The sequence below is a fragment of the Burkholderia sp. 22088 genome (assembly GCF_052045915.1).
Taxonomy (GTDB): domain Bacteria; phylum Pseudomonadota; class Gammaproteobacteria; order Burkholderiales; family Burkholderiaceae; genus Burkholderia; species Burkholderia cepacia.
Genome location: NZ_JBQEPY010000004.1, coordinates 250,593 through 276,620 on the forward strand (window position 1 = coordinate 250,593; position 26,028 = coordinate 276,620).

At 67.3% G+C, this 26,028-nt stretch carries 28 protein-coding genes; 14 read left to right on the forward strand and 14 right to left on the reverse strand.

The annotated features are described in order from the left end of the window. Nucleotides 1–44: 44 nt before the first annotated feature. Entirely contained in the window at nt 45–446 is a 402-nt protein-coding gene (locus ACTJLD_RS09490; RefSeq protein WP_027788030.1) for a hypothetical protein, read from the reverse strand. 269 nt (nt 447–715) lie between these two features. On the opposite strand from ACTJLD_RS09490, the gene ACTJLD_RS09495 reads away from it, so the two are divergent. The 3 genes from ACTJLD_RS09495 (at nt 716) to fumC (ending at nt 4,007) form a co-directional block, all read left to right on the forward strand. After that, nucleotides 716–934, forward strand: coding sequence for an RNA-binding S4 domain-containing protein (locus ACTJLD_RS09495; RefSeq protein ID WP_021159725.1), 219 nt, complete (start codon nt 716–718; stop codon nt 932–934). Nucleotides 935–1,068: 134 nt separating this feature from the next. Further along, on the forward strand, nt 1,069–2,457 hold the full coding sequence (norM, locus tag ACTJLD_RS09500; RefSeq protein ID WP_059681811.1) for a multidrug efflux MATE transporter NorM: 1,389 nt from the start codon (nt 1,069–1,071) through the stop codon (nt 2,455–2,457). Between the two features lie 155 nt (nt 2,458–2,612). Further along, complete coding sequence (gene fumC, locus ACTJLD_RS09505; protein WP_027788032.1) at nt 2,613–4,007, forward strand: class II fumarate hydratase; 1,395 nt, start codon at nt 2,613–2,615, stop codon at nt 4,005–4,007. A gap of 56 nt (nt 4,008–4,063) precedes the next feature. On the opposite strand, the gene ACTJLD_RS09510 is transcribed toward fumC, so the two are convergent. Next, on the reverse strand, nt 4,064–4,576 hold the full coding sequence (locus ACTJLD_RS09510) for an acyl-CoA thioesterase (RefSeq protein ID WP_060357420.1): 513 nt from the start codon (nt 4,574–4,576) through the stop codon (nt 4,064–4,066). A 130-nt stretch (nt 4,577–4,706) separates the two neighbouring features. Next, entirely contained in the window at nt 4,707–4,847 is a 141-nt protein-coding gene (locus tag ACTJLD_RS09515) for a hypothetical protein (protein ID WP_006753078.1), read from the reverse strand. A 195-nt stretch (nt 4,848–5,042) separates the two neighbouring features. Between ACTJLD_RS09515 and ACTJLD_RS09520 the strand changes: the two genes are divergently transcribed. Both ACTJLD_RS09520 and ACTJLD_RS09525 read left to right on the forward strand, forming a co-directional pair. After that, complete coding sequence (locus ACTJLD_RS09520; protein WP_027788033.1) at nt 5,043–5,750, forward strand: ArsR/SmtB family transcription factor; 708 nt, start codon at nt 5,043–5,045, stop codon at nt 5,748–5,750. Between the two features lie 162 nt (nt 5,751–5,912). After that, nucleotides 5,913–8,456, forward strand: coding sequence for a DUF6600 domain-containing protein (locus tag ACTJLD_RS09525; RefSeq protein WP_175810497.1), 2,544 nt, complete (start codon nt 5,913–5,915; stop codon nt 8,454–8,456). 102 nt (nt 8,457–8,558) lie between these two features. Here ACTJLD_RS09525 and ACTJLD_RS09530 read toward each other — a convergent pair whose 3' ends face one another. Both ACTJLD_RS09530 and ACTJLD_RS09535 read right to left on the reverse strand, forming a co-directional pair. After that, a complete protein-coding gene (locus tag ACTJLD_RS09530; protein WP_027788035.1) occupies nt 8,559–9,530 on the reverse strand; it encodes a thymidylate synthase in 972 nt (323 codons plus the stop codon). A gap of 41 nt (nt 9,531–9,571) precedes the next feature. After that, nucleotides 9,572–10,969: a sigma-54 dependent transcriptional regulator gene (locus ACTJLD_RS09535; RefSeq protein WP_059681805.1), complete on the reverse strand. Its 1,398-nt coding sequence runs from the start codon at nt 10,967–10,969 to the stop codon at nt 9,572–9,574. A 609-nt stretch (nt 10,970–11,578) separates the two neighbouring features. Between ACTJLD_RS09535 and ACTJLD_RS09540 the strand changes: the two genes are divergently transcribed. Both ACTJLD_RS09540 and ACTJLD_RS09545 read left to right on the forward strand, forming a co-directional pair. Continuing rightward, nucleotides 11,579–11,797 carry a hypothetical protein gene (locus ACTJLD_RS09540; protein ID WP_226128618.1) on the forward strand — a complete coding sequence of 73 codons (219 nt, stop codon included), beginning with the start codon at nt 11,579–11,581 and terminating at the stop codon, nt 11,795–11,797. A 271-nt stretch (nt 11,798–12,068) separates the two neighbouring features. Then, entirely contained in the window at nt 12,069–12,569 is a 501-nt protein-coding gene (locus ACTJLD_RS09545; RefSeq protein WP_059527668.1) for a dihydrofolate reductase, read from the forward strand. 85 nt (nt 12,570–12,654) lie between these two features. Here ACTJLD_RS09545 and pmbA read toward each other — a convergent pair whose 3' ends face one another. After that, entirely contained in the window at nt 12,655–14,025 is a 1,371-nt protein-coding gene (gene pmbA / locus ACTJLD_RS09550; RefSeq protein ID WP_027788039.1) for a metalloprotease PmbA, read from the reverse strand. A 127-nt stretch (nt 14,026–14,152) separates the two neighbouring features. Here pmbA and yjgA point away from each other — a divergent pair, with 127 nt between their 5' ends. Both yjgA and mog read left to right on the forward strand, forming a co-directional pair. Beyond that, nucleotides 14,153–14,755, forward strand: coding sequence for a ribosome biogenesis factor YjgA (gene yjgA / locus ACTJLD_RS09555; protein WP_272481468.1), 603 nt, complete (start codon nt 14,153–14,155; stop codon nt 14,753–14,755). Next, complete coding sequence (mog, locus tag ACTJLD_RS09560) at nt 14,739–15,353, forward strand: molybdopterin adenylyltransferase (protein WP_027788041.1); 615 nt, start codon at nt 14,739–14,741, stop codon at nt 15,351–15,353. Before yjgA ends, mog begins: the two co-directional genes overlap by 17 nt. A 34-nt stretch (nt 15,354–15,387) precedes the next feature. Here mog and orn read toward each other — a convergent pair whose 3' ends face one another. Further along, the gene (orn, locus tag ACTJLD_RS09565; protein ID WP_021159736.1) at nt 15,388–16,008 is read right to left on the reverse strand and encodes an oligoribonuclease; all 621 of its coding nucleotides are present in this window, start codon (nt 16,006–16,008) and stop codon (nt 15,388–15,390) included. A 117-nt stretch (nt 16,009–16,125) separates the two neighbouring features. Between orn and ACTJLD_RS09570 the strand changes: the two genes are divergently transcribed. The 3 genes from ACTJLD_RS09570 to ACTJLD_RS09580 all read left to right on the forward strand — a co-directional run bounded on the left by ACTJLD_RS09570 (nt 16,126) and on the right by ACTJLD_RS09580 (nt 18,708). Beyond that, on the forward strand, nt 16,126–17,385 hold the full coding sequence (locus ACTJLD_RS09570) for a M48 family metallopeptidase (protein ID WP_021159737.1): 1,260 nt from the start codon (nt 16,126–16,128) through the stop codon (nt 17,383–17,385). After that, on the forward strand, nt 17,382–18,323 hold the full coding sequence (gene rsgA / locus ACTJLD_RS09575; protein ID WP_021159738.1) for a ribosome small subunit-dependent GTPase A: 942 nt from the start codon (nt 17,382–17,384) through the stop codon (nt 18,321–18,323). The genes ACTJLD_RS09570 and rsgA overlap by 4 nt, the downstream gene beginning before the upstream one ends. A gap of 67 nt (nt 18,324–18,390) precedes the next feature. Further along, nucleotides 18,391–18,708 (forward strand): putative signal transducing protein, encoded by a 318-nt coding sequence (locus tag ACTJLD_RS09580; protein ID WP_021159739.1) that lies wholly within the window; start codon nt 18,391–18,393, stop codon nt 18,706–18,708. A gap of 66 nt (nt 18,709–18,774) precedes the next feature. Here the strand turns inward: ACTJLD_RS09580 and ACTJLD_RS09585 are convergent, their stop codons facing one another. The 6 genes from ACTJLD_RS09585 to rpsP form a co-directional block, all read right to left on the reverse strand. Then, on the reverse strand, nt 18,775–19,713 hold the full coding sequence (locus tag ACTJLD_RS09585) for a CobD/CbiB family protein (RefSeq protein WP_021159740.1): 939 nt from the start codon (nt 19,711–19,713) through the stop codon (nt 18,775–18,777). Between the two features lie 120 nt (nt 19,714–19,833). Beyond that, complete coding sequence (locus tag ACTJLD_RS09590) at nt 19,834–20,520, reverse strand: CoA pyrophosphatase (RefSeq protein ID WP_021159741.1); 687 nt, start codon at nt 20,518–20,520, stop codon at nt 19,834–19,836. 87 nt (nt 20,521–20,607) lie between these two features. After that, on the reverse strand, nt 20,608–21,000 hold the full coding sequence (rplS, locus tag ACTJLD_RS09595; RefSeq protein ID WP_006753174.1) for a 50S ribosomal protein L19: 393 nt from the start codon (nt 20,998–21,000) through the stop codon (nt 20,608–20,610). Nucleotides 21,001–21,133: 133 nt separating this feature from the next. Then, on the reverse strand, nt 21,134–21,928 hold the full coding sequence (gene trmD / locus ACTJLD_RS09600) for a tRNA (guanosine(37)-N1)-methyltransferase TrmD (protein WP_027788044.1): 795 nt from the start codon (nt 21,926–21,928) through the stop codon (nt 21,134–21,136). 1 nt (nt 21,929) lies between these two features. Continuing rightward, complete coding sequence (gene rimM, locus ACTJLD_RS09605; RefSeq protein WP_027788045.1) at nt 21,930–22,607, reverse strand: ribosome maturation factor RimM; 678 nt, start codon at nt 22,605–22,607, stop codon at nt 21,930–21,932. A gap of 42 nt (nt 22,608–22,649) precedes the next feature. Beyond that, the gene (gene rpsP, locus ACTJLD_RS09610) at nt 22,650–22,904 is read right to left on the reverse strand and encodes a 30S ribosomal protein S16 (protein WP_006476550.1); all 255 of its coding nucleotides are present in this window, start codon (nt 22,902–22,904) and stop codon (nt 22,650–22,652) included. 153 nt (nt 22,905–23,057) lie between these two features. On the opposite strand from rpsP, the gene ACTJLD_RS09615 reads away from it, so the two are divergent. Continuing rightward, the gene (locus ACTJLD_RS09615) at nt 23,058–24,197 is read left to right on the forward strand and encodes a PQQ-dependent sugar dehydrogenase (RefSeq protein WP_124815464.1); all 1,140 of its coding nucleotides are present in this window, start codon (nt 23,058–23,060) and stop codon (nt 24,195–24,197) included. 109 nt (nt 24,198–24,306) lie between these two features. Next, the gene (locus ACTJLD_RS09620) at nt 24,307–24,774 is read left to right on the forward strand and encodes an NINE protein (protein ID WP_027788047.1); all 468 of its coding nucleotides are present in this window, start codon (nt 24,307–24,309) and stop codon (nt 24,772–24,774) included. A 49-nt stretch (nt 24,775–24,823) separates the two neighbouring features. Here the strand turns inward: ACTJLD_RS09620 and ACTJLD_RS09625 are convergent, their stop codons facing one another. Then, on the reverse strand, nt 24,824–26,011 hold the full coding sequence (locus ACTJLD_RS09625; protein WP_440658609.1) for a PA0069 family radical SAM protein: 1,188 nt from the start codon (nt 26,009–26,011) through the stop codon (nt 24,824–24,826). Nucleotides 26,012–26,028: the final 17 nt, after the last annotated feature.

The window sequence follows — 26,028 nt, forward strand, 5'->3', positions numbered from 1 at the left end:
CGACGCACCGTCAGGGACGAGCGTCGCGCGGCGCCAGGCACCGCTTACTGCGTGGCGCCCTGGGCCGATGCACCGCCCTCCGCACCGACCGATGCGCCGCCTTCGGTCGCTTCGCCGGCCTTCGCCTTGGCCGAACCGACATGGCTCTTGGCCGACTTCGCGGCATGCTTCGTGTGCTTCTTGGCCGAATGGACGGCCGACGACGCCGTATCCTTCGCGCCGTCGGCTGCCGCGCCGACCGCATCGGTTGCACCGCCGGCGGCATTGCCCGACGCGTTCGCGCCCGCACTGCCCTGCATGCCGGCACCGACACCCGCCGCCGGCGTCTGCGCCTGCACGCCGGCACCGGCCGTGCCCTGCACCGCCGTGCCCGTCTGGGCAAATGCGGCCGAAGTAGCGAACGCCGTCAGCGCGGCACCGATCAGCATCGTACGAATCTTGGACATGGCAATTCTCCTCAGGAAGTTGTGAGCCCGAACCGCAGCGATGCGGCCCGTCGCTTCCCCTGCCGCAACACGCAGCAGGTACGAAAAAGACCTGCGGCGCGCCCGGCCGGTTCTCGAATCTCTCAGACTGTTACCCACCGTTTCATTTGCTGACGAATCGCTCACAGTCCTTAACAACTGCATGCCGCGGCGGCCCGCGCTCGCGTGCCGGCCCGTGGTGCCGTATGATGCGGAGCGTTTCCTCCCGCGCCTTGCGCACCTTCTTCGTCATGCCCAACCTGGATTTCACGCTGACCGGCGAATACGTCGAGCTGCACAACCTTCTCAAGATCACCGGCCTCGCGGACAGCGGCGGCAGCGCGAAGCTGATCGTTGCGTCCGGCGCGGTGAAAGTCGACGGCGCGGTCGAACTGCGCAAGACCTGCAAGATCCGCGCGGGCCAGGTCGTCCTGCTCGGCGACACGCGCATTGCGGTGCGCGAAGCCTAGGGTCGACGGTTCCCCTGCCTGCGACATGGCCATCGGCGCGCGCGTTCGACACGGTTCGAATAAAGCCGTAAGCTAGCCGTCTCTCAAAATAAATACATATAGCGCGGGCCCGCACCCGCGCGAGCGCCCATTCCATGTCGCATTCCGGTCTTACGCGGACGGCCGCCGCGCCGCCGTCCCTGTCCAGTCATGCCGCCGATACCGCCCGCCTCGCCGCGCCGCTCGCAATCGCGCAGCTCTCGCAGATGGCGATGAGCGTCACCGACACGGTGCTGCTCGGCTCGCTCGGCCCCGATTCGCTCGCCGCGGGCGGGCTCGGCGCGAACTTCTTCTTCGTCATCGTGACCGTGCTGCAAGGCGTCCTGTCGTCGGTCAGCGTCAGCGTCGCGCACGCGCGCGGCGCCAAGGCCGACGAGCGCGTACCGCACATCTACTGGACCGGCTTCGCGCTGTCCGTGCTGCTCGCGATTCCGGCCATCATCGCGCTGTCGCTGTCCGAACCGATCCTGCTGATGTTCCACGAGCCGCCGTTGCTCGCGCATCACGTCGGCGAATACACGGGCATCCTGCGCTTCGCCGCGCTCGGCAGCCTGATCGGTGTCGGGCTGATGCGTGCATTCCTTCCGGCGATCGGCGCGGCGCGGCGGCTGCTGTGGGTGTCGATCGGCGGCGTCGGCGTCAACGCCGTGCTGAACTACGGCCTGATCCACGGCGCGTTCGGGCTGCCGCGCCTCGGCTTCCTCGGTTCGGCGGTCGCGACGACGATCACGATCTGGCTCACCGCCCTCGCCCTGATCTGGCTGCTGCACGGCCGGCAGCGCTTCCGTCATTTCGTCACCGCCGCGCGCCCGAAGCTGCCCATGATGGGCGAGCTGATCGGCATCGGCTGGCCGGTGGCGATCACGTACGGGGTCGAGTCGACGCTGTTCCTCGCAACCGGCCTGACCATCGGCGTGCTCGGCGCGACGTCGCTGGCCGCGCACCAGATCGCGCTGAACGTCGCGTCGGTGGCGTTCATGGTGCCGCTCGCGATCGGCCAGGCCGCCAACGTGCGCGTCGGCTACTGGGTCGGCGCGGGGGCGCCCGTCGCCGCGCGGCACGCGGGTTTCGTCGCCCTCGGCCTCGGTGTCGCGTTCATGACGCTGTCGGGCATCGTGCTGATCGTCGCGCCGCACGCGATCGTCGGCCTGTACCTGAACCTCGACGATCCGTCGAACGCGGCCACGGTGTCGCTCGCCGCGTCGCTGCTCGGCATCGCCGCGGTGTTCCAGATCGTCGACGGCGCGCAGACCGTCGCGTCGGGCGCGCTGCGCGGCCTGAAGGACACGCGCATCCCGATGCTCGCGGCGACCCTCGGCTACTGGGGCATCGGTTTTCCGACCGGCTACTGGTTCGCGTTCCACGTGGGCCTCGGCGCCCGCGGCCTCTGGTGGGGTCTCGCGGCCGGCCTTGCCAGCGTGGCCGTGCTGATGGGGTGGCGCTTTCATCTGAAGAGCGCGTCGCTCATGACGTCGCCGCACTGAGCGCGACACGACGCGAAATCCCGGCCGGCGCTATGCTAGTCGGCTGAAGACCTCGAGACGCCGCGCCAGCGGCGCGACTGCCTCACGATACGTCTGGTTATGCCTGATGCCGCGCGACGACGCGCGGCCTTTCCCCTTTCCTGGAGGAGTGGATCATGAACGAAGCAGTTCGGATGGAACGCGATACGTTCGGCGAAATCGCCGTACCGGCCGACCGGCTCTGGGGCGCGCAGACCGAGCGCTCGCTGCAGAATTTCCGGATCTCGACCGAGAAGCAGTCGCCCGAGCTGATCCACGCGCTTGCGATCGTCAAACGCGCCGCGGCGGCCGTGAACCAGTCGCTCGGCGTGCTGGCCGACGACAAGGCGCGCGCCATCATCGACGCGGCCGACGAGATCATCGCCGGCAAGCATCCGCGCGAATTCCCGCTCGCCGTGTGGCAGACGGGCTCCGGCACGCAGACCAACATGAACCTCAACGAGGTGATCGCGAATCGCGCGAGCGAACTGATGGGCGGCGAGCGCGGCGAAGCGCGCAAGGTTCATCCGAACGACGACGTGAACCGCGGCCAGTCGTCGAACGACGTGTTCCCGACCGCCATGCACGTCGCGGCCGCGTACGCGATCGTCAACCACCTGCTGCCGGCGCTGCGCACGCTGCGCACGACGCTCGACGCGAAGTCGAAGGCCTTCGCCGACATCGTGAAGATCGGCCGCACGCATCTGCAGGACGCCACGCCGCTCACGCTCGGCCAGGAGTTTTCCGGCTATGTCGCGCAGCTGGACCAGGGCATCCGTCACGTCGAATCGGCATTGCCGCACCTGTATGAGCTCGCGCTCGGCGGCACCGCGGTCGGCACGGGGCTGAACGCGCATCCGGAGTTCGCGGTGCGTGTCGCCGATGAAATCGGCCGGCTCGCGAAGCTGCCGTTCGTGACGGCGCCGAGCAAGTTCGAGGTGATGGCGGCCGCCGATGCACTGGTGTTCGCGCACGGCGCGCTGAAGACGGTGGCTGCCGGCCTGATGAAGATCGCGAACGACGTCCGCTGGCTCGCGAGCGGGCCGCGCTGCGGGCTTGGCGAACTGTCGATTCCTGAAAACGAGCCGGGCAGCTCGATCATGCCGGGCAAGGTGAACCCGACGCAGTCCGAAGCCGTGACGATGCTGTGCTGCCAGGTGTTCGGCAACGACGTCGCGGTCAACGTCGGCGGCGCGAGCGGCAATTTCGAGCTGAACGTGTTCCGGCCGATGATCGCGCACAACGTGCTGCAGTCGGTGCGGCTGCTCGCCGACGGCGCGCAGAGCTTCAACGACCACTGCGCGGTGGGCATCGAGCCGAACCGCTCGCGCATCGACCTGCTGCTGAACGAATCGCTGATGCTCGTGACGGCGCTCAATCCGCACATCGGCTACGACAAGTCGGCGCAGATCGCAAAGAAGGCGCACAAGGAAGGCACGACGCTGAAGGCAGCCGCGCTCGCGCTCGGCTACCTGACCGAGGCGGAATTCGATGCGTGGGTGCGCCCCGAGCAGATGATCGGGTCGCGCTGACGGAACGACGACCGGCGGAATCGCGGGCGCGGCGCGATGCGCGGCGCCCGCCGCGGTCAGACCGCGCCTTTCGCGACTTCTTCCGGCTTCATCTCGACGATCTTGTCGAGCGCGGCCCGCACGTCGGCCGCATATTTCGCGAGCACCTTCTGCTCATCGGTCTCGGGCACGAACGCCGGCACCGGCACCGGGTTGCCGTTCTCGTCGACCGCGACGAACACGACGAGGCAATCGGTCGTCTGGCGCAGCACGCCACCCTTCGGATCCCCGGCATGGACGGACACATGGATGTGCATGCTGGTGCGACCCGTCGCAACGACGCGCGCCTTCAGCTCGACGAGATTGCCGACCAGGATCGGACGCTGGAAACGGATGTTGCCGACGCTGACCGTCACGCAATAGCGGCTCGACCAGACGGCCGCGCACGCATACGCGACTTCGTCGATCCACTTCATCAGCGCGCCGCCATGCACCTTGCCGCCGAAGTTCACGGACGACGGTTCGGCGAGGAAGCGGAATACGGTTTCGGTGCGGTCGAGGGCGGCCGGTACGGGGGACGGTTGGGACATCGTGTTGGCTCCAGGCGGCAGGGGCGCTGTAATCGGCCGATTATACGTTGCACTGCGGCAACGCGTCGCGGGGCGCCCCGTGTGGCGCGGCTGTGGGGGCCGTGCCCGGCGTGCATGTGGCCGGCGCCGGTCAGCGGCGCACCGTGATGCCCTGATCGATCGTCCCGTACATCTCGAGGCTGCCGCCGCGCTCGCCGGCCGCGCCCGCACCGCCCTGCGCACAGGCCGCGCAGACGAGCGCCGCCGCCAGCAAACAGAAAATCGTCTTCATCGTTGCGTCGTGTCACGTGCGGCAGCCCGCTGCCGCCGCTTTCGGCCATTCTACGCGCGGGCCGCACGCAGCCGCGGCCCGGTTCGCCGCACCGACGCCGCCGGCGCGTCTGCATCCGACATTTCAGCCAGATCCGAAACATCGAATGCGCGCGCCCACTACACTGGAGACCATCCCGCCTGACGAGACACGACGATGACCGACCAAGACGACCACCACTTTCCGGGCCTGAGCCGCATCGGTTCGCTGATCGCCGACCCGGGACGCGCCGCGATGCTGTGGGTGCTGATGGACGGCAGCGCACGACCGGCAGGCGAGCTGACGATGATCGCGGGGCTGTCGCCCTCCGCCGCAAGCGCCCACCTCTCGCGCTTGACCGAAGGCGGCCTGCTCGCGCTCGACGTGCGCGGCCGGCACCGCTACTACCGGATCGCATCGGCCGACATCGCGGCATCGCTCGAGGCACTCGCGAACGTCGCCCGCGCGGCCGCGCCGCATCGCGCGGCGCCGCCGCCGTCCCGCACGGTCCCGGCCGAATTGCGCTATGCGCGCACCTGCTACGACCACATGGCCGGCGAACTCGCGGTGCGCATCTTCGACGGGCTCACCGCACGCGGCTGGCTGCAGGCGGACGGCGATGCGATCGAGACCACCGAACTCGGCACGCAGGCGCTTGCGCAATGGGGCATCGACGTCGCACAGCAGCGCACGCGCCGGCGCCGCTTCGCGTGCGGATGCCTCGACTGGAGCGAGCGGCGTTCGCACCTCGGCGGCGCGCTCGGCGCGGCATTGCTCGAGAGCTTCTGCGCGCACGGCTGGATCGAGCGTGCGGCACGGCCGCGCGTGCTGCGCGTCACTGTGCCCGGACAGCAGGTTTTCGACGAGTGGCTTACGTCCGCTTGACGCCCGCATTGCGTCTGCACGACAACGGCGCGCGATCGACAGGTTTTGTTACATCGCGTGCCATTCGACTTACAAAACACCGAGCATTGAAACAGGCCGAGCGGATATTGTGAACTCAACGGCACGAATCGACGCGCCGCGACAATGACGAAGACGCTCACCATGGCCACCCTGTTCACGCTCAAGCGAACCGCCCGCTGCACGCTGCTCGCGTTCGTCGCGCTTGCGGCCCTGCCCCCCGCATTCGCGCAATCGGCCGACGCCCCTCCGTATGCGGCCGCGGCACGGCAACCGGGCGGCGATCCGCCCAGCCGTGTCGCACGGCTCAATTACCTGTCGGGCGCCGTGACGACCGAGCCGGCCGGCACCGATACGTGGTCGTATGCCGCCGTGAACCGGCCGCTGACGACCGGCGACCAGCTCTGGAACGATGCCGGTGCGCGCTCGGAACTGCACATCGGCTCGACCGCGGTGCGGCTCGGCGAGTCGACGAGCCTGTCGGTACTGAACCTCGACGACACGACGACCCAGCTGAAAGTGGGGATCGGCACCGTATCGACTCACGTGCGCGATCTGCCGGCCGGCGGATCGTACGAAATCGACACGCCGAACCTCGCGCTCGGCATCACGGGCCCCGGCGACTATCGCGTCGACGTCGCGCCGAACGGCGCGAGCACGACGGTCACGGTGCGCAGCGGCAGCGCGACCGTCTACGGCAGCAACGGCCAGTATCCGCTGTCACCCGGACAGCAGGTCGTGTTCACGGGCACCGACCTGCAGGTCGCGCAGCAAGCCGCCGCCCCGGGCCCCGATGCGCTCGACCGGTGGGCCGCCAGCCGCGACGCGGCCGAGGAACGCTCGGTGTCGGCCCGCTATGTGTCCCGTGACATTCCCGGCTATCAGGATCTCGACGCGAACGGCACGTGGCGCGACACCCCGAATTACGGCCAGGTATGGGTGCCGAACGATACGCCGGCGGACTGGGCGCCGTATCACGACGGCCACTGGATCTGGCAGGCCCCGTGGGGCTGGACGTGGGTCGACGACGCGCCATGGGGTTTCGCGCCGTATCACTACGGCCGCTGGGCGTACGTGGACGATAGCTGGGCCTGGGTACCGGGCCCGCTGGCCGTCAGCCAGCCGCCGGCCTATGCACCGGCACTCGTCGCGTTCGTCGGCGGTGGCGGCGGCCCCGACTGGAGCGTCGCGCTCACGGTGGGCGGCGTCGCCGCGGCCGGCTGCGCGTGGTTCGCGCTCGGCCCGGGCGAACCGTGGCATCCGGGCTGGGGCGGCTGGAGCCCGCACTACTACGACCGTGTGAACCGCAACATCGTGGTGAACAACGTCAACGTGAACAAGACCGTGAACGTGACGAACATCACCAATATCACCAACATCAACAAGACCTACGTCAACTTCCGTGCGCCGCACGCGATCACGGCCGTACCGGCTTCCGCGTTCGTGCACGGCCAGCCTGTCGCACACTTCTCGCAGCACGTCGACCCGCAGCAATGGCGCAATGCGCATGTCACGCCGGGTACGCCGGGCATTGCGCCGGTGCGCCAGAGCTTCACCGGCGGGCTGCGCAATGCGAGCTACCGCCCGCCGGCGGCAATTGCCCAGCATCCGTACGTCGCCACGCGCAATCCGGCCGTGCCGGCCGCGTATCGCGACCAGGCCGCCGCCCACCTCGCGCAGCAAGGCGGGCGCGTGCCGGGTGCCGGCGCGCCCGTCGTGAAGACGAACGTGCCGGCCGACTATACGGCGCGTCCGGTCCGCGTACCGGGCAAACCGGGTGGCGGCGCATGGGCGATGCACAACGTGCAGCTCGTGAATCCGCACGGCCCCGTCGTGCAGCCGGCTCGCGCGCCTCGCGAGGGCCAGCCGGCCGCCTTGCAGGCCGGGCGGCCGGGAACACCGATGCCCGGCGTGCCGAATGTCGCGCGGCCCACGAACGGCGAAAACCCCGGCGCACCGCACTTCGCCAACGGCGGCATGCCGCAGGCACCCGGCAACCCCGCGCCGCATCAGGCGTTCGGGCCCGGCAACGGTGTCCCCCATCCGCCGGTAGCGAACAACCGTCCGGCCGGCATCGGCAATGCGCACGCGGCCGAGGCGCCGTCGCCCGCGTGGATGCAGCCGCACACACCGATGGAGCGCCAGCGCCCCGCTCCGCCCACTGCACTGCATGCGGCGGGACAGAATGCGCTGCCGCCGGTGCGCAGCGCGGCGACCCCGCATCCGGAGGGCGCGCCGACGCTGCAGGGCGCGCAGCCCGGCGGCCGGAACGAAACGCCGCGCGCACTGCCGCAACCACGGCTCGACAATACGGCGCAGATTCCGCAGCCGCGCCCGCGCCCCGAATTCCCGACACCGGCGCAGCATGGGCAACCGCAACCGGAGCGGGCGGCGCCCGCGCCGCAACCGCACCCCGAATTCGCGCAACCGGCGCCGCACCGCGAGGTCGCCCCGCCACGTGTGAACGAGTACCGGCCGCCGGCCCCGGCCGTGCATGACATGCCGCGCCCGCAACCGCAGGCGCCGCGCATGGAGCCGAGACCGCAACCGGCGCCACGCATGGAGCCGCGCCCGTCGATGCCCGCACCGCGCATTGAACCGCGGCCGCAACCGGCGCCGCACGTCGAGGCGCCACACCCGAGCAACCCGCCCCCGCAAGGCGGCCACGAAGAGCGGCACCGCCAGTAAGCGCCGCAAACGTGAAACAAAATGGCCCGACCGGTATCAGCCGGTCGGGCCATTTTCCTGCGGGAAGCGGATCGATGCCTCCGCGCGGCCCGGGCCGCGCGATCAGACGGCCATCGGTGCGGTCAGCGGTTCGTGGTGGCGATAGCCGACGAGCGAGAAATCCGACGGCTCGATCCGGTCCAGCCACTCGGGCTCATAGACGCCCGTCTTCGCGTAATCCGGCACACGCTCGGAAATCTCGAGCCGCGGGCTGTCGTAAGGCTCGCGCGTGAGCTGGCGCTGCAGCATGTCGAGCTGGTTCTCGTAGATGTGCGCGTCGCCGATGAAGTACGTGAACCAGCGCGGCGTGTAGCCGGTCAGCCGGCCGACGAGCGCCAGCAGCGCGGCCCCTTCCGTCAGGTTGAACGGCGTGCCGAGGCCGACGTCGTTGCTGCGGATGTACAGGCACAGCGAGATTTCGCGCTTCGTAGCGTTCGGCAGGAACTGATAAAGCAGATGGCACGCGGGCAACGCGATCTGGTCGAGCACGGCCGGGTTCCACGCGTGAAACAGGATGCGACGATCGGACGGGTTCTCCATGATCGTGTCCAGGCACTGGCGCAACTGGTCGATCGCCTTGTACAGCAACACCTTCGGCGCGCCGTCTTCGTCGAAACGCGTAACGATCCGGAAGCCGCGGCGCGTCGCATCGGCGATCTGCGCGTCGGCGCCCGCGTCGAGCACCTTGTAGCCCGGCCACTGGCGCCATTGCACGCCGTACACGTCACCGAGATCGTCGACGCCCTGGCGATACGGGTTCGCAAGCCACTGGGCATTCTCGTTCGCGTTCGCGTCCCATACCTTGCAGCCGAGCGCGCGGAAATCGGCCGCGCTGCGGGAAGCGCGCAGGAAACCGACCAGTTCGCCGATCGCCGACTTGAACGCGAGCTTCTTGGTCGTCACGGCCGGGAAGCCTTGCTGCAGGTCGAAGCGCAGCATCGCGCCCGGCATGCTGATGGTGCGGATCCCCGTGCGGTTCTCCTGCCAGGTGCCGGTATCGAGAATGGTACGAACGAGATCGAGATACTGTTTCATGCGGGTTCCTTCGGCCGCGAGGGCGGCCGTACCCGCCAATTTTAGCAAGCGTGATGCGGAAGCTCCTGCAACGGCGCCGAAAACCCTGCTAGCGTGTCGCCGCGATCGCGCATGCCATGCGCGCACATCAGCCGGTAGAGCGTGACGCGCGACACGCCGAGTTCGCGCGCGGCATCCGCGAAACGGCCGCGATGGCGCAACAGCGCCTGCTCGATCGCCTGCCGTTCGGCCGCCTCACGCGCCTCCAGCAGCGACACGGGTGCGAGTGTCGCAAATTCGTTCAGCTCGAGATCGGCGGCGGTGATCATCCGCCCCTCCGACATGACGATCGCGCGGCGCACGCGATTGATCAGTTCACGCACGTTGCCCGGCCACGAATAGCCGTACAGCGACGCGACCGCATCAGGCGAAAAGCCGCGCAGGCGGCGATGCGCGTCGCCCTTGAAACGCTCGAGCATGTGGCGCGCAAGTATCTCGATATCCTTGCCGCGCGCGCGCAGCGGCGGCTCCTCGATCTTCAGCACGCACAGGCGATGGAACAGGTCCTCGCGGAACCGCCCTTCGCGCAGCGCTGCGTCCATGTCCACGTGCGTCGCACAGATCACGCGCACGTCGACGGGCACCGATACGTGGGCACCGAGCCGCTCGATCTTGCCTTCCTGCAGGAAGCGCAGCAGGCTTGCCTGGCTTTCGAGCGGCAAGTCGCCGATCTCGTCGAGAAACAGCGTGCCGCCGTTGGCGGCCTCGACGCGGCCGATCTTGCGCTGGTTCGCGCCGGTGAACGCGCCGCGCTCATAGCCGAACAGCTCGGCCTGCAGCAGCGTCGACGGGATCGCGCCGCAATTGATCGCGATGAACGGCGCGTGCGCGCGCGACGAGCGCTCATGAATCGCGACCGCCGTCAGTTCCTTGCCCGTACCCGATTCGCCGGAGATGAACACCGGTGCGTCGGTCGCCGCGACGCGGCGAATCGTCCTGAAGAGCCCGAGCATCGCATCGCAGGTTCCGACCATTTCGCCTTCGCTGCGTCCCGTGCCGACGGGCGGTGCAGCGGTTTCGGTCAGCGCGACCATGCCGTGCGCATGACCGACGGTCTCGACGATCCGCGCCGTCTCGTACGGCATCGTCACGTAGTCGAAACAGTAGTCACGAATGAGATGGCGCAGCGTGGCGTCCTGCAACTGGCCGCGGCGCGTCGCCGCGATCCAGCCGATGTGCTGAATGCTCAGACAGGATTCGAGTTCGCGCAGGTCCGAGGGCTTGAAGCCCGGCGAAAAATCCAGCAGCCCGGCCGTCGCGACACCGTGCTGCACGACGCGCCGTACGTCCCGCACGGTCTCCGCGAGATCGACACGCCAGCCGCATTCGTCGAAATGGCCGCGCAACGCGTCGTTCGGCTCGCGCGAATAGTAGATCACATGCCGCTGATCGACTCCCATATGCTCACCCCGTTCCTCAACCGTCTAACGATTGCCGTGCACGTCAGTATGCGTGCGAAAGGATCGAATCGGGGCAGCCGAAGGCGGCTCGATTCGCCATGCCGATGCTCGGCAACGACAAAGCCTCGCATGATGGCGCTTATCTCGCGTCCAGTTATTTTGATCAAGATAGCTTAGTTATAGGCACTGAATACGACAATCCGATTTCAGTGCCTCGGGCGATACGGCCGAATCGCTCAGGAGGTCGATGCATGTCAATCGTCTGCACATAGCACCTGTGCAGCGGTGCATGCAGTCATCGACACATGCACCGATTTTCATCCTTGAAGCGTATCGATTGAATCCGCAGTATTCCCGAGCCCCCTCGTTTCAGGCCTGAAACATTTTCAGCCGTTTTCCGCCACAACTCGCAACGCTTGCGCACGAATCGCAGTCTCGACAACGGTCGCGGCGCGATGGCATGCATTTCGCTGAATAGAGAAACCGTCGGAGACAGCGACCATGCGAAAACATCTTTTACTTTCTTTCGTGCCGATGACCATTGCGGTCGCGGCCGCCGGCCCGCCCTCGCCCGTACATGCAGACGAAAGCTCGAAGCCGGATCACGCCATGCTGCTTGCATCGAACGCGCCGGGCATGCAGCACGGCGTCGGGTTCGGCATCGTGACCGTGTCGGCGCCGCAACCGCTGCCGGCCGGCAGGACATCGGTGACACTGTGGGACGAGATCCCCCCGCCGCCCCAGTTGCCGATGCCGCTCCCGATACCGCAGCCGGGCGACGTGCAGCACGCGATGGAAGGCACCGCACAAGGCAGTACGCACCAGTGACCGTCGATCGAACCATTTGATCAGGATGACGTATTGATCAGGGCAGGCCGGAGAGCATCGATCAGAGGCTGCATTCGCGATCTCTCGGCACGAAACGGTTTTGTGCTCCGTCCCCCGGCGGGCACGCTTTTTATTCATTCCGTCGCCGCGACGCGTGGCTTCGACCGTCGCGGCGCACAGCGCCGGAAGGCGGATGCGCGCACCCGAAACCGGTGCGCGCCGCCGTTCCGGTAGAATCGGCGCCATTCCGGTTTTCCTCTCCCCGACCTTCATGACGACGTTGACCCTGATCGTCGCGCGTGCCCGCAACGGCATCATCGGCCGCGACAACCAGTTGCCCTGGAAACTTCCCGAGGATCTCGCCTTCTTCAAGCGCACGACGATGGGCGCACCGATCGTGATGGGCCGCAAGACCCACGAGTCGATCGGCCGGCCGCTGCCGGGCCGCCGCAACATCGTCGTCACGCGCGATGCGGCGCGACGCTTCGACGGCTGCGACACGGTCACGTCGCTCGCCGACGCGCTGGCGCTCGCCGCGCGCGACGGGGTGCCCGAGGCGTTCCTGATCGGTGGCGCGCAACTCTACACTGAAGGTCTCGCACTCGCCGACAAGCTGGTCGTCACCGAGATCGATGCCGACTTCGACGGTGACGCGTCGTTCCCGGCACCCGACGCCGAGCACTGGCAGGAAGTGTCGCGCGATGCGCACCAGGCGGCCGCGCCGAACACGTTCGGCTATGCGTTCGTCGTCTACGAGCGCAAGCGCGGCTGACGCATCGCGCGCAATAAAAAAGCCCGACCGGCTCACTCACGCCGTCGGGCTTTTTTGTTTGATGGCGGCCGATGCCGCGCGCCGCTTACTGCCCGGCGATCGTCATCTGCTCGATCAGCACCGAGCCCGTTTCCTTCGTGCCGCGCACGATCGAATCGGCGCCGATCGCGACGATATGCCGGAACATTTCCTGCAACGTGCTCGCGACGGTGATTTCCTCGACCGGATACTGGATCACACCGTTCTCGACCCAGAAGCCCGCCGCGCCGCGCGAATAGTCGCCCGTCACGTAGTTCACGCCCTGCCCCATCAGCTCGGTCAGCAACAGGCCCGTGCCGAGCTTCTTCAGCATCGCGTCGAAATCGTCGCCCGGCTGCGTGTTCGAGCTGCGCAGCGCGAGGTTGTGCGAGCCGCCTGCGTTGCCGGTGGTTTGCGTGCCGAGCTTGCGCGCCGAATAGGTCGACAGGAAGTAGCCTTCGACCACGCCATCCTTGACGACGCTGCGCGCACGCGTACGCACGCCTTCCTCGTCGAACGGCGCGCTGCCCATCGCGCGCGGCACGTGCGGATCCTCGACGACCTGGATGTGCGGCGCGAACACCGGCTTGCCGAGACTGTCGACCAGGAACGACGTCTTGCGGTACAGCGCACCGCCGCTCACCGCCTGGACGAATGCGCCGAGCAGGCCGGCCGCGAGCGGCGCCTCGAACAGCACGGGCACCTTGCGGGTGTCGAGACGGCGCGCGCCCATCCGCGCAAGCGCACGCTCGGCCGCATAACGGCCCACCGCTTCGGGCGCCGCAAGATCGGTCGCGCTGCGCTTCGACGAATACCAGTCGTCGCGCTGCATGTGGCGGCCGCTGCCCGCGATCGGCGCGCATGCGATGTAGTGGCGCGAGTACGGGTAGCCGGACAGGAAGCCACGCGACGTCGCGAGCACGAACTGCGAATGCTGGGCCGACACGCTCGCGCCTTCCGAATTGCGGATCTGCGGGCTGACCGCGAACGCGGCATCTTCCGCGCGGCGGGCGAGTTCGACGGCCTCGTCGGCCGTCAGTGCCCACGGGTGGTACAGATCGAGGTCGCGCGGGTCGGTTTCGAGCAGTTCGGCTTCAGCGAGGCCGGCGGCCTCGTCCTCGGCCGTGAAGCGCGCGATGTTGTAGGCGGCGGCGACGGTATCCTTGATCGCGCCCGGCGAGAAATCCGACGTGCTCGCGTTGCCGCGCTTCTTGCCGATGAACACGGTCACGCCGACCATCTTGTCGCGGTTGTGCTCGATCGTTTCGACTTCGCCGCGGCGCACCGACACCGACAGGCCGTCGCCCTCGGAGATTTCGGTCGCGGCATCCGTCGCGCCGAGGGCCTTCGCATGGCGAAGGATGTCCGAGGCGATTTCCTTGAGCTGGTCCTGCGTGTGCGGGAAATAGCGCGCTTGTACGTCGAGATTGGCTGCCATCGTCTTGATATCCGGTGGCGGGCGGGCGCCCGCATGTTCAAAATGTTGCGTATCCCGCGATCATAGCAAGGTCCGGGGCCGGACACCGACAAGCTTGGCGTGTCCGCGGCGCGATACAATGCCGTCCATGACACGCAAAACCCGAATCCAGCCGATCGAGCATGCCGTCGAAGACGACGACAATGGCTACGATCGCCCCAGCAAATCCCAGTTGAAACGCGAAATGCACGCGCTGCAGGAGCTCGGCCAGGCGCTCGTCGACCTGCCGAAGGACGCCCTCAAGCGCATGCCGATGCCCGAAGATCTCGCGGACGCCGTGCGCGAAGCCCGCCGGATCACCGATCACGAAGGCAAGCGCCGCCAGCTCCAGTACGTCGGCCGCGTGATGCGCTCGCTGACCGACGACGAGACGGCCGCGCTGCGCACCGCGCTCGACGCGCAGCGCGGCGTGAACAAGGCCGCGACTGCCCGCCTTCACTGGATCGAACGCACGCGCGAACAGCTGCTCGCGAACGACGATGCGCTGACCGAATTCCTGCGCCAGCACCCTGAAGCCGATATCCAGGAAGGCCGCACGCTGATCCGCAACGCACGCAAGGAAGCGCAGCAGGGCAAGCCGCCGCGCTATTTCCGCGAGCTGTTCCAGTGGATCAAGGCCGCCGGCGGCACGTCCGATGCGGACGACGAAGCGGCGGACGACGCCGGAGACGACCATGACGACGAAGCGTAACCACCCGGACGAGCTCGTCGTCGGCCTCGTGTCGATCAGCGACCGCGCGAGCACAGGCGTCTACGAAGACAAGGGCATTCCGGCGTTGCAGGAGTGGCTCGCCGGCGCGCTCACGTCGCCGTGGCGCGCCGAAACGCGCCTGATCCAGGACGATGCGCCCACGATCTCCGCCACGCTCGCCGAGCTCGTCGACGTCGCGGGGTGCGACCTCGTGCTGACGACCGGCGGCACGGGCCCCGCGCGCCGCGACGTGACGCCCGAGGCCACGCTGGCCGTGGCGACGAAGGAAATGCCCGGGTTCGGTGAACAGATGCGGCAGATCAGCCTGAATTTCGTGCCGACCGCGATCCTGTCGCGGCAGGTCGCGGTAATCCGCGAAACGGCCCAGGCCGACCATGCGGCGCTGATCATCAACCTGCCGGGCCAGCCGAAATCGATCCGGGAAACGCTCGAAGGGTTGCGCGATGCCGACGGCAAGTCGACCGTGCCCGGCATCTTCGCCGCGGTGCCCTACTGCATCGACCTGATCGGCGGCCCGTATATCGAGACCGACGCCGCGGTGGTCGCGGCGTTCCGGCCGAAAAGCGCGCGGCGCTGAGCCTGTGCCCGGCGCCGGGCGCGTGCCGGCCCGCTCAGGCGGCCGGCGCGGACTCGCCTGCCGGAGCCGACGCGGCCGGAATCAGGAAATGCTCGCGGTAGTACTTCAGCTCGTCGATCGACTCGTGGATGTCCGCGAGCGCCGTGTGCATCGCCCGCTTCTGGAACCCCTTGTAGATCGCCGGCTGCCAGCGGCGGCACAGCTCCTTGAGCGTGCTGACGTCGAGGTTGCGGTAGTGGAAGAACCGCTCGAATTCGGGCATCCAGCGCGCCATGAAGCGGCGGTCCTGGCAGATCGAGTTGCCGCACATCGGCGACTTGCCGGGCGACACGTACTGCGCGAGGAAGGCCTGCAGCTGCGCGGCGGCGTCCGCTTCGGTCACGGTCGATGCGCGCACGCGGTCGATCAGGCCCGAGCGGCCATGCGTCGACTTGTTCCAGTCGTCCATCTTCGCGAGCGTTTCGTCGCTCTGGTGGATCGCGAACACGGGGCCTTCGACGGCGACGTCGAGCGTGGAATTGGTCACGACGACCGCGATCTCGATGATGCGGTCGTTATCCGGGTCGAGGCCCGTCATCTCCATGTCGAGCCAGACGAGGTTCAACTCGTTGCGCACGAGCGCGGGCTGGCTGGTGGAAGCGGCGGTATCGGTCATGAGTCATCCTGGAAAATGGCGGGCAGCGCGCGGCGCCGCCCGGGCGGCCGGCATCGCATCAGCGGGCCCGGTCCGCAAGAACATATAATTCTCGCATAGAACCCTTTGGCGCCTTCGATGTCACCCTTTTCGTTCACCCTGCTGTTCGCGCTCGCCGTGCTCGCGATGGTCGTCACCAAGCTGTGGCTCGCGTCGCGGCAGATCCGCTTCGTCGCCGCGCACCGCAACGGCGTCCCCGCGCAGTTCAGCGCGACCATCCCGCTGACCGCCCACCAGCGCGCGGCCGACTATACGGTCGAGCGCACCCGGCTCACGATGCTCGAGATCGTCGTCAGCGCGGCCGTGCTGGTCGGCCTCACGCTGCTCGGCGGCGTCGGCGCGCTCGACACGCTGCTCACCGGCTGGCTCGGCCGCGGCTACGGGCAGCAGGTCGCGCTCGTCGCCGCGGTGCTCGTGATCACGAGCGCGATCGACGTCCCGTTCGAGTATTACCGCCAGTTCGGAATCGAACAGCGCTTCGGCTTCAACCGGATGACCAAGCGGCTGTTCTTCACCGACATGCTGAAAAACTCGCTGCTTGGCGCCGCGCTCGGCCTGCCGCTGCTGTTCGTCGTGCTGTGGCTGATGAACCAGGCCGGCAGCCTGTGGTGGCTGTGGACCTGGATCGTCTGGGTCGCGTTCCAGATGCTCGTGCTGCTGATCTACCCGACCTTCATCGCACCGATCTTCAACAAGTTCGAACCGCTCAAGGACGACGCGCTGCGCGCGCGCATCGAGTCGCTGATGAAGCGCTGCGGCTTCGCGGCGAAGGGCCTGTTCGTGATGGACGGCAGCCGCCGCTCCGCGCACGGCAACGCGTACTTCACGGGCTTCGGCGCCTCGAAGCGGATCGTGTTCTTCGACACGCTGCTCGCGCGGCTGTCCGGCCAGGAAATCGAGGCCGTGCTCGCGCACGAACTCGGCCACTTCAAGCGCCGCCACGTGATGAAGCGGATGCTCGTGTCGTTCGTGCTGAGCCTCGTGCTGCTCGCGCTGCTCGGCTGGCTTGCACAGCGCACGTGGTTCTACACGGGGCTCGGCGTCACGCCGTCGCTCGACACGAGCAACGCGGGCGCCGCGCTCGTGTTGTTCTTCCTCGCGATTCCCGTGTTCCTGTTCTTCGCGACACCGTTCGGCAGCCTCACGTCGCGCAAGCACGAATTCGAGGCCGACGCATTCGCGGCCAGCCAGACCGACGCGCAGGATCTCGTCAGCGCGCTCGTGAAGCTCTATGAGGACAATGCGTCGACGCTGACGCCCGACCCTGTCTACACGGCCTTCTACTACTCGCATCCGCCCGCCTCGCAGCGGATCGACCGCCTGCTGCAGCACGCATGAGCCGGCCGACCTCCCGCAAGCCGGCCCCGCGCGCGTCGGGCGCGCAGCGTGCCGAAGGCCGCGTGATCGCGGCGCACGGGCGTCACTACATCGTCGCGCCCGACGATGGCGGCCCGATGCTGCAGTGCTTCCCGCGCGGCAAGAAGAGCGATATCGCGGTCGGCGACCGTGTCGCGTACGAACTCGCCTCGGCCGACCAGGGCGTCATCGTCGAGATCGGCGAACGGCGCAACCTGCTGTACCGTTCCGACCAGTTCAAATCGAAGCTGTTCGCGGCCAACCTCGACCAGTTGCTGATCGTGCTCGCGACCGAGCCCTATTTCAGCGAGGACTTGCTCGGCCGCGCGCTGATTGCCGCCGAGGCGAACGAGCTGAAGCCGCTCGTCGTGCTGAACAAGATCGACGTCGAGGCCGCGCTGCCGGTCGCGCGCGAGCGCCTCGCGCCCTACCGCGCACTCGGCTACGACGTGCTCGAGCTGTCGGTGAAAGGCTCGCCCGACGACGCGCGCGCACAACTGATGCCGCACCTCGCCGGGCATTCGACGATCCTGCTCGGCCAGTCCGGGATGGGCAAGTCGACGCTCGTGAACCTGCTCGTTCCCGACGCCGAAGCCGCCACGCGCGAGATTTCGGCCGCGCTCAACAGCGGCCGTCACACGACGACGTTCACGCGCCTCTACCCGCTGGAAGGCGGCGGCGCCCTGATCGATTCGCCGGGCTTCCAGGAATTCGGCCTCTACCACCTGACGGAAGGCCGTCTCGAGCGCGCGTTTCCGGAGTTCCGGCCGCTGCTCGCGGACTGCCGTTTCTATAATTGCCATCATCTGCACGAACCCGGCTGCGCGATTCTCGAAGCCGTCGCCGACGGCCGCATCGCGCCGACACGGCATGCGCTGTATGCGCAGCTCGTGCACGAGGCAAGCCAGATCGTCCGCTGATCGCGCGGCACGCGCGCGGCGGCCAGCCGGTGCCATACGGGGCCGGCCCTCACCGACAGGAGCCGCGATGCGTTTCAAGGCACCCGATCTCGCGACGGCGCAGCATTGGGCCAACGTGCTCCAGGTCGCCGGCATCGGTTGCGAGCTGCATAACTGCTACGCGACTGGCGCACTCGGCGGCCTGCCCGCCGACGCGTGCACGCCCGAGCTGTGGCTCGACGACGAACGCGACGACGCGCTCGCGCGCCGGCTCCTCGATGCCGCTTCGCACGGCCCGTCGGCCGGTGCCGCGCCGTGGCGCTGCCGGCAGTGCGGGGAGGCGCTTGAGGCCCAGTTCACGGCCTGCTGGCAATGCGGCGCCGTGCGCGACCCGCGCGACGATTGACCCGCACAGCAAAAAGGCCGGCATCAAGCCGGCCTTTTGTCTTTCATCGGGCACCGCACTGCCCCGTCACGACACCCAGACGGCGAGCGTCAGCATCAGCAGCAGAATCATCCACAGGATCACCGCGCGCCAGACAAGGCCAACCGCGGATTGCAGCGTACGCGGCGTGCAATCGTCGCCGACCGTCAACGGACCGCTGTCACCGACCGCCAGCGCATCGAGGCTCGACGGTTCCGCGAGCGGCCCCGCGAGGCGTGCGCCGAGCGCGCCGCTACCGGCTGCCAGCAGGACGCCGTCGTTCGGATCGGGCCACTGGCGCGTATGGTTGCGCCACGCGTAGATCGCGTCCTCGAAGTTACCGACGATTGCAAAGCCGAGCGCGGTCAGTCGCGAGGGAATCCAGTCGATCACGAAGAACGCGCGCTGCGCGAACGTCGAAAAAGCTGCCGTGCGGTCGTCGCCCGGCGTCGACCAGCTGCGCGCGAGGTATTCGGAAATCCGGTACAGCACGGCGCCGGCCGGGCCGATCGGCAGCACGTACCAGAAGAACACGCCGAACACGTGACGATGCGATGCGACAACGGCGTGAATCAGCGTATGGCGGACGATTTCGCCGACCGGCATGTCGACCGTGTCGATACCCGTCCACTCGTGCAGGATTTCGCGCGCACGGGGCACGTCATCGTTGTTGAGCGCGAGGTGGATGTCGGTGAAGTAGTGGCTGAACTGGCGGAAGCCGAGCGTGAAATACACGACGACGACGTTCCAGATGAACGCGAGCACGAAGCTCACCTTGTACAACAGGAAATAGATCAGCGCGACGATCAGCACCCACGGCAACACGACCGCGAGCCATGCGAGGATGCCGTGCTTCTGCTTGCCTGCGTCGAGACCATGCGCGACGGTTTCCGCATGAAACTGGAACAGCGCGAACACCGGATTGTTCGGCGACAACGCGCGGACCTGTTCGATGATGAGGGCGAGGAGAACCGAAAAGAAAGTCATGCGTGGCGCCGTCTTCGGAGTTATGTCATTTTTTGCATAACGATAGCACAGCGTAAGCACCGGATGGCTGCCGGCGCGGTCGTGCGGCAGCCGACCGCGCGCGCCAGCCGCCGTGCGCGCCTAGCCGGCGGCCAAGAAGCGGTACAGATTGCGCAACATGCCGGCAGTTGCGCCCCAGATGAAGTAATGCCCGCCGGGTTCGCCATTCGGATAAGGCATCGCAAAAAAACGACGCTCGCCGCCTTCCCAGCGAAACACCCTGACCTGATGGTTCGCGGGATTCATCAGGAACGCGAGCGGCACTTCGAAAATCTCGGCCACTTCGAACGTGTCGGCCTGCACGGTGAACGGCGGATGCACGAGGCCGACCACCGGCGTCACGCAGAAGCCCGTGCCGGTCAGGTAGTCGGGCAGCGCGCCGAGGATCTCGACACGCTCGTCCGCCAGCCCGATCTCTTCCTTCGCCTCGCGCAACGCTGTTGCGGTCGCGTCACGATCGAACGGTTCGCGGCGACCGCCGGGGAAGCTGATCTGTCCGGCGTGGTCGTTCAGGTGGTCGGCGCGCTGGGTCAGCAACATGGTGAGGCCGGACTCGCGGACTACGAGCGGGACGAGGACGGCCGCGCTACGCGGATCGACGCCCTCCTGCAGTCTCGCCTCGTCGGGCTCGACGCTCCACTCGAGCGTACGCGCGAAACGGTCGCGCAGGCCGGACGGTGTCATCAGGCGGGAATCGATGGCCGGCAAGCCGGCGCCGGTGCCTTCGACCGGCAGGACTTCGGGATCGATGATGGGGCGGCGATTCAATGGGGCTCTCGTGTTTGTGTCGTATCGAGCATATTGTCGCGCCAGAATGAAAAAAGCACCCGGGTGGGTGCTTTTTCCTTACAGCTCTTACTCTTGGGAAGCTGCTGCGGCGCGATCCTTCGACACCAGCTTTTCCTTGATACGAGCCGACTTGCCCGAACGCTCGCGCAGGTAGTACAGCTTCGCACGACGCACATCACCGCGGCGCTTCACGACGATGCTTGCCAGCAGCGGCGAGTACGTCTGGAACGTACGCTCGACGCCTTCGCCCGACGAGATCTTGCGGACGATGAAATTCGAGTTCAGGCCACGGTTGCGAATAGCGATCACGACGCCTTCGTAGGCCTGAACGCGCTTGCGGTTACCTTCAACCACGTTCACGTTCACGATCACCGTGTCGCCCGGGGCGAATTCGGGGATCGTCTTGCCGGCGAGCGCGCGCTCGATTTCTTCCTGCTCAAGTTTTGCGATCAGATTCATTACTGACTCCTTATGCCATCGTGTCGGCGTTGGTACCCGCCTGCTTCCAGGCCTGGCCCCGATAGAGGATGGATTCACATCAGGCACCGCACACGCATGCACGGCACCGCCAATTCCCGCCCGCGACACCGCCTCAGGAGGCGTCTTTCGCTTCGCGTGCGAGGTTCGCAAGCCACGCCTCGTCGGCCCGGCTCAGCAACTTTTCGCGGCGCGCCCGGACGATCAGGTCCGGCCGCTTCCGCAACGTATTCCTCAATGCTTCCTGGCGCCGCCACCGCTCGATCTCGGCATGATGCCCGCCGAGCAGTACGTCCGGCACGCGCATGCCATCGTATTCCTCGGGGCGCGTGTAGTGCGGACAATCGAGCAGGCCGTCGGCGAAACTGTCCTGCACGGCCGACAGCGAATCGTTCAGCACGCCGGGCAGCAACCGCACCACGGCATCCATCATCGCCATCGCCGGCAGTTCGCCGCCCGACAATACGAAATCGCCGAGGCTGATTTCCTCGTCGACGCAACGATCGAGCAGGCGCTGGTCGATCGCTTCATAGCGGCCGCACAGCACGACAACGCCGGGCTCCTGCGCCATCCGCACCGCGCGATCGTGCGTGAGCGGTGCACCTTGCGGCGACATCATCACGACGCGCGTGCTCGCGATACCCTGTTCCGCCTGCGCCGCTTTCGCGGCATCGATCGCGGCTTCGAGCGGCCTGGCCAGCATCACCATGCCCGGACCGCCGCCGTACGGTCGATCGTCGACCGTGCGGTAGTTGTCCGTCGTGAAATCACGCGGGTTCCAGGTGCGCAACCCGAAGCGCCCTTGCTTGACGGCCCGGCTGGTGATCCCCCAGTCGGTCAGTGCACGGAACATCTCGGGAAAGAGCGTGACGACGTCGAACTGCACCGCGCTCTCGGTAACCTGGTTCATTTCAGTAATCGGCTTCCCAGTCGACGACGATGCGACGCGCCGCCTGATCCACCGTTTTGACGTATACGCCGACGAACGGAATCAACCGCTCGTCGGTGGTCGGCTGACCGTCTTTGCCGGTCGCCGGATACTCGACACGCATGATCGAATGCACGCCGTTGTCGATCATCCCGCTCACCTTTCCGAGCGCCACCGATTGCTCGTTGACGACATCGAGACCGATCAGGTCGACCCAATAGAATTCGTCCGCGGCCAATGCCGGGAAATCTTCCCGGCGCACGAACACGCGAAAACCGCGCATGGCCAGCGCGGCATCGCGGTCGCTCACGCCCGCGGGTTGCGCAACGACAGTGTCGCTGTGCGTCTTCGACTGCAGGATGCGGACGGAAAGCCGCTCCGCACCGCGCTCCAGCCACCAGCGGCGTGCCTTGAGCAGCGCATCGCCACCGCGACCGGCGTCGGCATGCGTCGCCACCTTGACCCAACCCTTCAGGCCATAGGCGTCGACGACTGCCCCGACCTCGACGGCATCGTCGGGCCAGGCTTGCGCCACTTCGAGACTGCCCTGCTCGGCAGCCTGACCGGCGTTCGCGACAACGTCGCGCTCGACCGGCTTGCGGACGAATGCGCCAAACGACGCACGCCCGCGCCTTGCATTACCGGAATCGTGACCCGCCATCAATGCACCTCACAGCCGGCACGACCGGCACACCGTGCCATGTTAGGCAGCCGGTTGCGCCTTTTGCGCTTCCTTCACGAGACGCTGGACGGTCGGCGACAGTTGCGCGCCAACGCCTTGCCAGTACGTCAGGCGATCCTGAGCGATACGCAGCGATTCGCCCTTCGTGGCGACCGGGTTGTAGAAGCCGACGCGCTCGATGAAGCGGCCGTCACGACGGTTGCGCGAATCGGTAGCAACGATGTTGTAGAACGGGCGCTTCTTCGAGCCGCCACGAGCCAGACGGATGATAACCATATGATGTCCTTCGGGAAAACCGGGTTCGAAACTACTGAAACACGCGATTATAGCCGGAAACCAGAGGTACAACAAACACTTACGCGCAAAAAATCCGCGGGCGGCCTGTCCGCCGGGCATAGAATCGTCGTGTCCGGGACGTTCCACACCGTCATGCCGCCCCTTCGCGCCGCCTCGATGCGCCACGCGCAGCACCGTTTCGCGGCGCTGCTTGCCGGCCTTGCCTGCCTCGTATCCGCAATGGCGTCAGCCGCGCCGCTGCCGGTGGGCGAACTCGTCGTGCCGCCCGGCTTCCACGTCGAAGTGCTGGCCGACGCGGTACCGACCGCGCGCGAAATGGCGTGGTCGCCACGCGGCATCCTGTATGTCGGCACGCGGGAAGGCCGCGTGCACGCGTTCGTGATGCACGAGGGCCGGATCAGCGCGCGCTACGTGATCGCTTCCGGGCTCGATATGCCCGTCGGTGTCGCCTACCGTGACGGCGCACTCTATATATCAGCCGTATCGCGCATCCTGCGGCTCGATCGCATCGACGACCGGCTCGCCACGCCGCCCACACCCGCCGTCGTCACCGACGCGCTGCCGACCGAACACCATCACGGCTGGAAATTCATCGCGTTCGGCCCCGACGGCAAGCTGTACGTGCCGACCGGCGCACCGTGCAACGTCTGTCTCGCGGATCGCAGCCGCTACGCGATCATCGCGCGCATGAAGGCGGACGGCAGCGGGAGCGAGGTTGTCGCCCGCGGCATACGCAATACGGTCGGCTTCGCGTGGCACCCCGATTCGGGCGAGCTGTGGTTTACCGACAACGGGCGCGACATGATGGGCGACGACGTGCCCGACGACAAGCTGAACCGCGCACCGCGCGCGGGCCTCGACTTCGGCTTCCCGTACTGCCATGGCGGCGACACGCCCGACCCCGAATTCGGCAGCCCCGACGTTTGCCGCCACTACGTGCCGCCCGTATTGAAACTCGGTGCGCACGTCGCGGCCCTCGGCATGCGCTTCTATACAGGGCCGATGTTTCCGGCGTCGTACCGCAACAACGTGTTCATCGCCGAACACGGCTCGTGGAACCGCAGCACGAAGGTCGGCTACCGCGTGATGCGTGTTGTGGTCTCGGCAGACGGCAGCCACGCGCGCCAGACTCCGTTCGTCACGGGCTGGCTGCGGCCCGACGGCACGGTATGGGGACGCCCTGCCGACGTGCTGCCGCTGCCGGACGGCTCGCTGCTCGTCAGCGACGACTACGCGGGCGCAATCTATCGCGTGACCTATGCGGCACCTTGACGCAGTACAGGGGTGACCGGCCCCGACCGGGCATCGTAGAATGCGTGCCGGGCCGCGCGCCCGCGCCGGCCCGCCGGCCGCCCATGCCAACGACAATACGCCGCCATCCATGTCCAGCAGCACCGCACCGTCCCGCCGCTTCCGCTCCAAGACGCTCACCGCCGCCCTCGCGTTCCTGTTCGGTTCGCTCGGCGCGCACCGCTTCTATCTGTATGGCTTTCGCGATGTGTACGGCTGGGCGCACCTGCTCGCGACGATCGTCGGCATCCCGGGCTTCCTCTTGCTCGCCGCGACCCAGCGCAGCGCCGGCCTAGGCTGGTGGCTTGCGGTACCCGGCGCAATCTCGCTGCTGGCCGCCTTCCTCGCCGCGCTCGTCTACGGGCTGCGTCCCGACGAAAAATGGGACGCGCAATTCAACGCGGAGACGGGCAGGCAAAGCAAGTCGGGCTGGACCGTGATCTTCGTGGTGATCTTCTCGCTGCTGATCGGTGCGTTCCTGCTGATGACCGCGCTCGCACTGTCGTTCCAGACGTATTTCGAGTCGCAGGTCGAAGCGGCCAAGCAGATTTCGCAGTAAGCGCAACGAACGCGACGCACCGGCACCCCGCGCCGGCTTGGCGCACCGATCAGAACAGGTTCAATTGCATGTCGTCGCGCGCCTGCGTCGATCGCGTGCCGGCTGAACGAACAGCAACACGCGGCACCGGCGCTGCGGCGGCAGGCGTGCCGCGAAACTGCGACAGATCGAGAATGCCGTTCGTGCGCTCGTTCAGCCCGAGCCGCTTGACGGCCTGGCGGAAGCGCTGCCGCAGCAAGTCGGCCCAGATTCCCTCGCCCTTCATCCGTTTCGAGAAATCCGAGTCGTAGTCTTTCCCGCCGCGCATGTCGCGCACGCGGTTCATCACGCGCTCCGCGCGGTCGGGAAAATGCGCGGCCAGCCAGTTCTTGAACAGCGGCGCGACTTCCCACGGCAACCTCAGGATGATGTAGCTCGCATGCGTCGCGCCGGCTTCCGCGCACGCCTCGAGCACACGCTCCATGTCGGGCTCGGTGACGAACGGAATCACCGGCGCAATGCTCACGCCGACCGGCACGCCCGCCTCGCTCAGCGCACGAATCGTACGCAACCGTCGCGCCGGCGTCGCCGCGCGCGGCTCGAGCGCGCGCGCGAGATCGGCGTCGAGCGTCGTGATCGTGACCGCCGCCATCACCTGCTTGCGCTCGGCCATCGGCGCGAGCAAGTCGAGATCGCGCTCGATCAGCGACGACTTCGTGATCGCCGCGAACGGCAACCCGCGATCGTGCATCACCTGAATCACGCTGCGCGTGATGCGCAATTCGCGCTCGACCGGCTGGTAGGCGTCGGTGTTGACGCCGAGCGCGATCGGCTCCGGCACGTAGCGCTTGCGCGAAATCTCGCGCTCGAGCAACTCGGCCGCATTGACCTTCGCATAGATGCGGCTTTCGAAATCGAGCCCCGGCGACAATCCGAGATAACTGTGTGTCGGACGCGCAAAGCAGTAGATGCACCCGTGCTCGCAACCGCGATACGGATTGAGCGATACGCTGAATGGAATATCGGGCGACTGGTTGTGCGTCAGGATGCTCTTCGCCCGCTCCTCGAATACCTGCGTGCGCAGCGGCGCGGGGAAATCGGCATCGTCCGACTCGTGTGTCCAGCCGTCGTCGACCGCTTCACGCTGGGCGATCTCGTATCGCCCCTGCAGGTTGTCGACCGCACCGCGCCCCTTGCGGGGCACGGGCGGCGCTATCGGAAATTCGTTGTCGGATCGATCGTCCATATGCCCACCCATTCGCCTGCGCCCAATAC

What these genes read in the sequence shown, in the direction of transcription:
- ACTJLD_RS09490 (WP_027788030.1), bottom strand. Translation starts at nt 446, where the DNA reads ATGTCCAAGATTCGTACGATGCTGATCGGTGCCGCGCTGACGGCGTTC.
- ACTJLD_RS09495 (WP_021159725.1), top strand. Translation starts at nt 716, where the DNA reads ATGCCCAACCTGGATTTCACGCTGACCGGCGAATACGTCGAGCTGCAC.
- norM (WP_059681811.1), top strand. Translation starts at nt 1,069, where the DNA reads ATGTCGCATTCCGGTCTTACGCGGACGGCCGCCGCGCCGCCGTCCCTG.
- fumC (WP_027788032.1), top strand. Translation starts at nt 2,613, where the DNA reads ATGAACGAAGCAGTTCGGATGGAACGCGATACGTTCGGCGAAATCGCC.
- ACTJLD_RS09510 (WP_060357420.1), bottom strand. Translation starts at nt 4,576, where the DNA reads ATGTCCCAACCGTCCCCCGTACCGGCCGCCCTCGACCGCACCGAAACC.
- ACTJLD_RS09515 (WP_006753078.1), bottom strand. Translation starts at nt 4,847, where the DNA reads ATGAAGACGATTTTCTGTTTGCTGGCGGCGGCGCTCGTCTGCGCGGCC.
- ACTJLD_RS09520 (WP_027788033.1), top strand. Translation starts at nt 5,043, where the DNA reads ATGACCGACCAAGACGACCACCACTTTCCGGGCCTGAGCCGCATCGGT.
- ACTJLD_RS09525 (WP_175810497.1), top strand. Translation starts at nt 5,913, where the DNA reads ATGGCCACCCTGTTCACGCTCAAGCGAACCGCCCGCTGCACGCTGCTC.
- ACTJLD_RS09530 (WP_027788035.1), bottom strand. Translation starts at nt 9,530, where the DNA reads ATGAAACAGTATCTCGATCTCGTTCGTACCATTCTCGATACCGGCACC.
- ACTJLD_RS09535 (WP_059681805.1), bottom strand. Translation starts at nt 10,969, where the DNA reads ATGGGAGTCGATCAGCGGCATGTGATCTACTATTCGCGCGAGCCGAAC.
- ACTJLD_RS09540 (WP_226128618.1), top strand. Translation starts at nt 11,579, where the DNA reads ATGCTGCTTGCATCGAACGCGCCGGGCATGCAGCACGGCGTCGGGTTC.
- ACTJLD_RS09545 (WP_059527668.1), top strand. Translation starts at nt 12,069, where the DNA reads ATGACGACGTTGACCCTGATCGTCGCGCGTGCCCGCAACGGCATCATC.
- pmbA (WP_027788039.1), bottom strand. Translation starts at nt 14,025, where the DNA reads ATGGCAGCCAATCTCGACGTACAAGCGCGCTATTTCCCGCACACGCAG.
- yjgA (WP_272481468.1), top strand. Translation starts at nt 14,153, where the DNA reads ATGACACGCAAAACCCGAATCCAGCCGATCGAGCATGCCGTCGAAGAC.
- mog (WP_027788041.1), top strand. Translation starts at nt 14,739, where the DNA reads ATGACGACGAAGCGTAACCACCCGGACGAGCTCGTCGTCGGCCTCGTG.
- orn (WP_021159736.1), bottom strand. Translation starts at nt 16,008, where the DNA reads ATGACCGATACCGCCGCTTCCACCAGCCAGCCCGCGCTCGTGCGCAAC.
- ACTJLD_RS09570 (WP_021159737.1), top strand. Translation starts at nt 16,126, where the DNA reads ATGTCACCCTTTTCGTTCACCCTGCTGTTCGCGCTCGCCGTGCTCGCG.
- rsgA (WP_021159738.1), top strand. Translation starts at nt 17,382, where the DNA reads ATGAGCCGGCCGACCTCCCGCAAGCCGGCCCCGCGCGCGTCGGGCGCG.
- ACTJLD_RS09580 (WP_021159739.1), top strand. Translation starts at nt 18,391, where the DNA reads ATGCGTTTCAAGGCACCCGATCTCGCGACGGCGCAGCATTGGGCCAAC.
- ACTJLD_RS09585 (WP_021159740.1), bottom strand. Translation starts at nt 19,713, where the DNA reads ATGACTTTCTTTTCGGTTCTCCTCGCCCTCATCATCGAACAGGTCCGC.
- rplS (WP_006753174.1), bottom strand. Translation starts at nt 21,000, where the DNA reads ATGAATCTGATCGCAAAACTTGAGCAGGAAGAAATCGAGCGCGCGCTC.
- trmD (WP_027788044.1), bottom strand. Translation starts at nt 21,928, where the DNA reads ATGAACCAGGTTACCGAGAGCGCGGTGCAGTTCGACGTCGTCACGCTC.
- rimM (WP_027788045.1), bottom strand. Translation starts at nt 22,607, where the DNA reads ATGGCGGGTCACGATTCCGGTAATGCAAGGCGCGGGCGTGCGTCGTTT.
- rpsP (WP_006476550.1), bottom strand. Translation starts at nt 22,904, where the DNA reads ATGGTTATCATCCGTCTGGCTCGTGGCGGCTCGAAGAAGCGCCCGTTC.
- ACTJLD_RS09615 (WP_124815464.1), top strand. Translation starts at nt 23,058, where the DNA reads ATGCCGCCCCTTCGCGCCGCCTCGATGCGCCACGCGCAGCACCGTTTC.
- ACTJLD_RS09620 (WP_027788047.1), top strand. Translation starts at nt 24,307, where the DNA reads ATGTCCAGCAGCACCGCACCGTCCCGCCGCTTCCGCTCCAAGACGCTC.
- ACTJLD_RS09625 (WP_440658609.1), bottom strand. Translation starts at nt 26,011, where the DNA reads ATGGGTGGGCATATGGACGATCGATCCGACAACGAATTTCCGATAGCG.